7 protein-coding genes are annotated in these 6521 nt (G+C 74.6%); 5 read left to right on the forward strand and 2 right to left on the reverse strand.

From position 1 onward, the window contains the following. Positions 1 to 234: 234 nt before the first annotated feature. Positions 235 to 2016, forward strand: coding sequence for a DEAD/DEAH box helicase (locus GC722_RS11985; protein ID WP_456298115.1), 1782 nt, complete (start codon positions 235 to 237; stop codon positions 2014 to 2016). A gap of 9 nt (positions 2017 to 2025) precedes the next feature. Here the strand turns inward: GC722_RS11985 and GC722_RS11990 are convergent, their stop codons facing one another. After that, positions 2026 to 3186 carry a serine/threonine-protein kinase gene (locus tag GC722_RS11990; protein WP_156610384.1) on the reverse strand — a complete coding sequence of 387 codons (1161 nt, stop codon included), beginning with the start codon at positions 3184 to 3186 and terminating at the stop codon, positions 2026 to 2028. A gap of 56 nt (positions 3187 to 3242) precedes the next feature. Here GC722_RS11990 and GC722_RS11995 point away from each other — a divergent pair, with 56 nt between their 5' ends. Together GC722_RS11995 and GC722_RS12000 are read left to right on the forward strand one after the other, a co-directional pair. Continuing rightward, the gene (locus tag GC722_RS11995; protein ID WP_156610386.1) at positions 3243 to 3602 is read left to right on the forward strand and encodes an ArsR/SmtB family transcription factor; all 360 of its coding nucleotides are present in this window, start codon (positions 3243 to 3245) and stop codon (positions 3600 to 3602) included. Beyond that, a complete protein-coding gene (locus GC722_RS12000; protein WP_156610388.1) occupies positions 3599 to 4087 on the forward strand; it encodes an SRPBCC domain-containing protein in 489 nt (162 codons plus the stop codon). Before GC722_RS11995 ends, GC722_RS12000 begins: the two co-directional genes overlap by 4 nt. 63 nt (positions 4088 to 4150) lie before the next feature. Here GC722_RS12000 and GC722_RS12005 read toward each other — a convergent pair whose 3' ends face one another. Beyond that, the gene (locus GC722_RS12005) at positions 4151 to 4945 is read right to left on the reverse strand and encodes a maleylpyruvate isomerase family mycothiol-dependent enzyme (protein ID WP_156610390.1); all 795 of its coding nucleotides are present in this window, start codon (positions 4943 to 4945) and stop codon (positions 4151 to 4153) included. Positions 4946 to 5088: 143 nt separating this feature from the next. Between GC722_RS12005 and GC722_RS12010 the strand changes: the two genes are divergently transcribed. Continuing rightward, positions 5089 to 5667, forward strand: coding sequence for a nucleoside/nucleotide kinase family protein (locus GC722_RS12010; RefSeq protein WP_197430080.1), 579 nt, complete (start codon positions 5089 to 5091; stop codon positions 5665 to 5667). Between the two features lie 29 nt (positions 5668 to 5696). Then, a complete protein-coding gene (locus tag GC722_RS12015) occupies positions 5697 to 6212 on the forward strand; it encodes a GNAT family N-acetyltransferase (protein WP_197430082.1) in 516 nt (171 codons plus the stop codon). The last annotated feature ends 309 nt before the right edge of the window (positions 6213 to 6521 follow it).

Raw genomic sequence — 6521 nt, forward strand, 5'->3', positions numbered from 1 at the left:
GGCCGGCGTCATCGCCAGCGCCACCCCGCACGCCCCGACCGCGAGGCCCCTCAACCACCTGTTCGACGTCATCGTCATCGCCCCCTGCGCCGACGCTAGACCCGCCTCCGCGGCAGCGGCTGTGAGCGGCAGAAAGGAGCACGAAAAGTTGGCTGAGCCCGCGCGGCGGGGACCGCCGGCCGGCTGCGCGTCGCGGTTCTGCCGGTGTCGCCGGTCAGCACTACAGTGGGGCCAGTGACACCCCCCGCCGCCGAGAACGAGCCCGACCAGCTCGAGCTCGCCCACCCCGAGCGCCTGCCTCCCGCGTTCCCGGACCGGGCGGCCTGGGGCACCGTGCCGAAGCTGCGGGCCTGGCAGCAGGCGGCGCTGGACGCCTACCGCGAGCGGCAGCCCCGTGACTTCCTGGTGGTGGCCACCCCCGGCGCCGGCAAGACCTCCTTCGCCCTCACGCTGGCCGCGGAGCTGGTCAACCGGCGGGTCGTCTCGCAGGTGGTCGTGGTGGCGCCGACCGAGCACCTCAAGACCCAGTGGGCCGAGGCAGCCGGGCGGATCGGGCTGGCCATCGACCCCGACTACGGCACCCGCCAGGGCGCGACCAGCAGCGAGTTCCAGGGCTTCGCCCTCACCTACGCCGGCGTGGCGGTCAACCCGAACGCGCTGCGGATCCGGGTCGAGCGGACGAAGACGCTGGTGGTCCTCGACGAGATCCACCACGCCGGCGACGCCCGCAGCTGGGGCGAGGCGGTCCGCGAGGCCTTCGACCCGGCCACCCGGCGGCTGGCGCTGACGGGCACGCCGTTCCGCTCCGACTCCAACCCCATCCCGTTCGTGCGCTACGAGCACGACGGCACCGGCCACCTGCGCTCGCAGGCCGACTACTCCTACGGCTACGCCGAGGCGCTCGCCGACCGGATCGTGCGGCCGGTGCTGTTCATGGCCTACAGCGGCGACATGAGCTGGCGCACCAAGGCCGGCGACGAGGTGGCGGCCCGGCTCGGGTCGCCGCTGACCAAGGACCTCGCCGCGCAGGCGCTGCGCACCGCCCTCGACCCCAAGGGTGCGTGGGTGCCGGCGGTGCTGCAGGCCGCCGACACCCGGCTCACCGAGGTGCGCAACCACGTGCCCGACGCCGGCGGGCTGGTGATCGCGACCGACCAGACCAGCGCCCGCGCCTACGCCTCGATCCTGGCGCGGATCAGCGGCGAGAAGCCCACCGTGGTGCTCAGCGACGAGCCGGGCAGCAGCAGGAAGATCAGCGACTTCTCCGCCGGCGACCAGCGCTGGATGGTGGCGGTGCGGATGGTCTCCGAGGGCGTGGACGTGCCCCGGCTGGCGGTCGGTGTCTACGCCACCACCACGATGACGCCGCTGTTCTTCGCCCAGGCGGTGGGTCGGTTCGTCCGCGCCCGCAGCCGGGGCGAGACGGCCTCGGTGTTCGTGCCCAGCGTGGCCACCCTGCTCTCGCACGCGGCGGAGATGGAGCTGCAGCGCGACCACGCGCTCAAGGTGGCCACCCGCACCGAGGAGATCGAGCTCGACCCGCTGGACGAGGAGCGGGTGGAGGACGAACCCGGCGGCATGGAGGAGGAGGGCGAGTTCGCCGCCCTGGCCAGCGCCGCCGACTTCGACCGGGTGCTCTTCGAGGGCGGGGAGTACGGGCTCGGCGGTGCCTCGGGCTCGGTCGACGAGGCCGACTACCTGGGCCTGCCGGGGCTGCTCGAGCCCGAGCAGGTCCGCGACCTGCTGAAGCGGCGCCAGGCCGAGCAGGTGGCCCGCGGGAACCGCGGCGGCGAGGAGCAGGCCGCCCGCGCGACCCACGCCCAGCTCCGCGACCTGCGCCGGGAGCTCAACGGGCTGGTGGCGGCCTGGCACCACCGCACCGGCGAACCCCACGGGGTGATCCACAACACACTGCGGGAGGCCTGCGGCGGGCCGGTGCTCGCCGCGGCCGACGCCGCGCAGATCCAGGCCCGCATCGACCGGATCCGGCAGTGGGCGGTCACCCGGGCCAGCTGAGCCGCCGGCTCAGCCGAGGCTCACCGTGACCGAGAGGGCGAGCACGAAGGCGAGCACCGAGACCACCGCCACGAAGGTCGGGAACCCCCAGGAGCGGCGCGGCGCGGCCGGGACGGGGGCGAAGCCGACCGGGTGGGGCTGCGGCCGCGGCGGCAGGGTGGCCGGGGTGCCCGGGTGGTGCGGCGGGACGGACCCGGGGCTGCCGGCCGGCAGCGGGGTCGGCGGGTAGAACGGCGCGGTGGCGGCCGGCTGGGGCCGGGTCGTCGTCGGCGGCAGCGACCATCCCGGGCCGCTCGGCCGCAGCACGGTGGCGTCGTCGCGGGCCACCGGGGGCCGGGTCGTCCGCTGCACCCCGCCCATCCGGGCCACCAGCGCGTCCAGCTCGTCGGCCAGCACCTGCGCGGTGGGCGGCCGGCGTCCGGGCACGGGGGAGAGCGCGGCGGCCAGCAGGTGGTCCAGCTCCGGCGGCGCGCCGACCGAGGCGGCCACCGGCGGCGGAGCGGCGTGCGGGTCGCGTGCCATCAGGTCGGCCAGCGTCCGGACCGGGAAGGGCGGCTCCCCGGTCAGCAGGGTGAAGCACACCGAGGCCAGCGAGTAGACGTCGGCCCGGCGGTCCAGCGCCCCGTTGCCGGTGGCCTGCTCCAGCGCCATGTGGGCCGGGGTGCCGGCGGTCATCGTGGAGGCCATCTCGGCCACCATCTCCTTGGCCACCCCCAGGTCGGCCAGGAGCACGTGCCCGCCGGTGAGCGGGTCGCCGTCCAGCAGCAGGTTGCCGGGGGTGACGTCGCGGTGGATCACGTCGTGCTCGTGCAGGACGTGCAGGCAGCGGGCGGCCTCGGCGGCCAGGTGCAGCGCCAGCGTCGGGGCGACGCGGCGGCGTCGGACGTCCTCCAGCGAGCCGCCGGCGGCGTAGTCCATGACGAAGTAGGGACGCCCGTCCGGCAGCGTGCCGATGTCGTAGACCCGCACGATCCGCGGGTCGCGGATCCGGCGCATCAGCCGCGCCTCGGACAGGAAGCGGGCCCGGACGTCCTCGTTGGCCGCCCAGTTGTCGGCCAGCACCTTGACCGCGACGTCGACGTCGAGCTCCTCGTCGCGGCCCTGCCAGACGGTGGCGAAGGAGCCGGCCCCGAGCCGGCGGCTCAGCACGTAGCGCCCGATCCTGTCCATGGCGGCATCCTGTCAGATCGTTGACACGTGACTAAATGGTCACCTATCGTCGGGGCATGGACACCGACGACCTCGTGTTCAGGGCGCTGGCGGATCCGGTCCGCCGGCTCCTCCTGGACGCGCTCTTCCAGCGGGACGGCCGCTCGCTGGGTGAGCTGGAGGCCGTGGTCAACCAGCACGTCGAGATGACCCGGTTCGGGGTGGCCAAGCACCTGCGCCTGCTCGAGCAGGCCGACCTCGTCGTCTCGCGCAAGCAGGGCCGGGAGAAGCTGCACCACCTCAACCCCGTCCCCATCCAGCAGATCCACGAGCGCTGGATCGGCAAGTACACCGAGCGGGCCGGCGTCGCCGCCCTCCTGCTCGACCTCAAGCACCACCTCGAGACACCCGAACCGAACAAGGACGACACACCATGAGCGAGAACCTGGTCCAGACCTACAGCGTCTACATCAAGGCCCCGGCCCAGAAGGTCTGGGACGCCATCACGCAGTCGGAGTACACCAGCCGTTGGGGCTACGGCGGCGACGTCGAGTTCGAGCCCCGTCCCGGCGGGGTGTTCAACAACCTCACCACCGAGCAGATGAGGCAGATGGGCATGGGCGACGTCGCCGTCGAGGGCAGGGTCCTCGAGATCGACCCGCCGAACCGGCTGGTGCTCAGCTGGAAGCCGGGCTGGTACCCCGACTCCGAGCCCACCCAGGTGACCTGGGAGCTGACCGAGTTCCCCAGCGGGCTGACCCGGGTGGTGCTGACCCACGACGTCACCGCCGCCCCGCAGCTGGCGCCCGAGGTCGCCGGTGGCGGCGACCCGCAGCAGGGCGGTGGCGGCTGGCTGTGGTCGCTGTCGGGGCTCAAGACCCTGCTGGAGACCGGTGCGTCGATGGACGAGCCGGCCGCCTGAGCACACCCCCGTCAGCGGCAGGAGGTGCGTCCGCCCGGACGCACCTCCTGCGCCGCGTCCGGGTCAGGCGCCGACCCAGTCCATGTGGTCGACGAGGTGGTCGAGCTCGGCGCGGTCGCCGACGACCGTGCACGACCGGGCGGCGTCCACGGGCAGGCGGCGGCTGACCACCTGCAGCAGCTCGCAGGCCGGTCCGGAGATGGTGACGGTGGCCGTCTCCGCCTCGCGGGCGAGGTGGCGGCCCGAGGTGAGGACGAGCGGGGCGTCGGTGCGCCGCAGCAGCCAGGCCGTACCGGTGTCCACCGCCACCCAGGCGAGCGTCTGGCCGTCGCCGCGCACGGCCTCGGTGAAGCCCGGCACGTGCTGCGCCCAGCCGCTGGAGGCGATCGTGCCGAGCCAGTCCTCGATCGCGGCCACCGCCAGGTCCGGGTCGAGGTGGTAGTCCAGGCCGAGCGTGGCGGCGGCGTCGATGCGGTGGACGGCGGCCTCGCCGAAGAGCCGGCGCGACCAGAACGCCAGTCCGTCCCCGCCGCCGGAGGGGTCGAAGACGTCGGCCCCGCCGGTGGCCGCCGCGAAGGACGCCCTCGTGCGGTCGGCGCCCTCAACCAGCCACGCCGGCCACTGCGACGCATCCGCCGGCGCCTCCTCCCAGCCCAGGCTGAAGGCGGCGGCCGGGTCGGCGACCTTCTCCACCACGAGCCGGTCCACCCACCGCTGGGTGGAGCCGATGTGCCCCACCAGGTCGGCCAGCGTCCACTCCGGGCAGGTCGGCACCGGGGCGCCGGGGTCGGCGCCCTCGACCCACCGGGCCACCTCCCGCGTCTGGTCCACCGCCGAGTCGAGCAGCTGCGCGTCCATCGTCGTCCTCCTGTCCTGGTCAGGGCCTGGTGCCCGTGCTCGCCAGTCAGACCCCGCTGCGGCTCCGGACTCATCGCCCCGCGCCCCGCCGGCTGCCGACAACCCCGTTGCGGCCACCGGTCGTCCCCGCCAGCCTGGGCACCATGCACCTCGTCTTCCTGCACGGTCCCGCGGCGGCCGGCAAGCTGACGGTGGCCCGTGCGCTCTCGCAGCGGCTGCACTACGGCGTCTTCCACAACCACCTGGTGGTGGACGCGCTGACCGCCGTCTTCCCCTTCGGCACGCCGCCCTTCGTCGAGCTGCGCGAGCACTTCTGGCTCTCGACCTTCCGTGCGGCGGCGCTGGCCGACGTCTCGCTGCTGTTCACCTTCGCCCCCGAGGCCACGGTGCAGCCGGGCTTCGCCGAGCGTGCCCGGGCGTGCGTGGCCGACGCCGGCGGGCGCACCGTCTTCGTCGAGCTCACGGTGGGCGAGGCCGAGCAGGAGCGCCGCATCGCCCTGCCGAGCCGCTCCGAGTTCGCCAAGCTCACCAGCGTCGAGACGCTGCGCCAGCTGCGGGCCGCCCGGACCGACGTCGAGCGACCGCCCGCCGACCTGCGCATCGACACCGAGACGACCGGTCCCGAGGCGGCCGCGGACCGGGTCGTGGAGCACTTCGGGCTCCGTCCGGCCGCCAGCTGGGACCGCTATCCCGCCGTCCAGCCGCCCGTCCCGCCCCGCTGAGGGGTCCGGGCGACCGGGAGGATGGGGCCGTGGGCGGACCGGAGGTGGTGCTCGAGACCGGGCGGCTGGTGCTCCGCCCGTGGCGGGTGGAGGAGGCGGTCGTGCAGCGGCAGCTGTGGCTGGAGCGCGACCCCCGGGTACCGCCGCACCGCCGGGTCGACGCCGCCGGGCGACCCACCGTCGCCGACCTCGAGGAGTGGATCCGCACCCACCCGCCCGGCTCCACCGGCCTGCTGGCGCTGGAGCGCAAGGCCGACGGCGAGGTCGTCGGGTACTGCGGCCTGGTCGAGGGCACGTGCGAGGGGGAGCCGGAGCTCGCGTACGAGCTGCTGCGCCGGTTCTGGGGCCGGGGCTACGCCACCGAGGCGGCCGAGGCCGTCCTGGAGTGGGCCAGGTCGTCGGGGTACCGGCGGGTGTGGGCCACGGTCCGGGAGTGGAACACCGCCTCACGGCGGGTGCTGGCCAAGCTCGGCTTCGTCGAGACCGACCGGGTGCAGCCCGACCCGCTGCACGGCGACACCCTGGTCACCACCCGCACGCTGTGACCCGGGGACGGACCCGCGGCGCGGTTGAAATTTCAAACTCTGGACAGCATTCGTCCCCGGTTGGGGCCGTCACCCACACTGGGCACGTGGACCGAACCCTGCGAGTGGCGCCGGCCGCCCTCTTCCACGGGCGCGCCCACGTCGACCTGCTGCGCACCTGCAGCGCGCTCTGTCGCTGAGGCCGCCGGGAACAACCCGGCCGGTCCTCGCCGTTCACCCCGGCGAGACCAGGGCACCCGCCCGCCCCGAGCACCGCCGCAACGAGACACCGACGGAAGGTCCCGCGTGACCAGCACGCCCCGCACCCCC

It is taken from the genome of Auraticoccus cholistanensis, from assembly GCF_009742705.1.
GTDB lineage: Bacteria > Actinomycetota > Actinomycetes > Propionibacteriales > Propionibacteriaceae > Auraticoccus > Auraticoccus cholistanensis.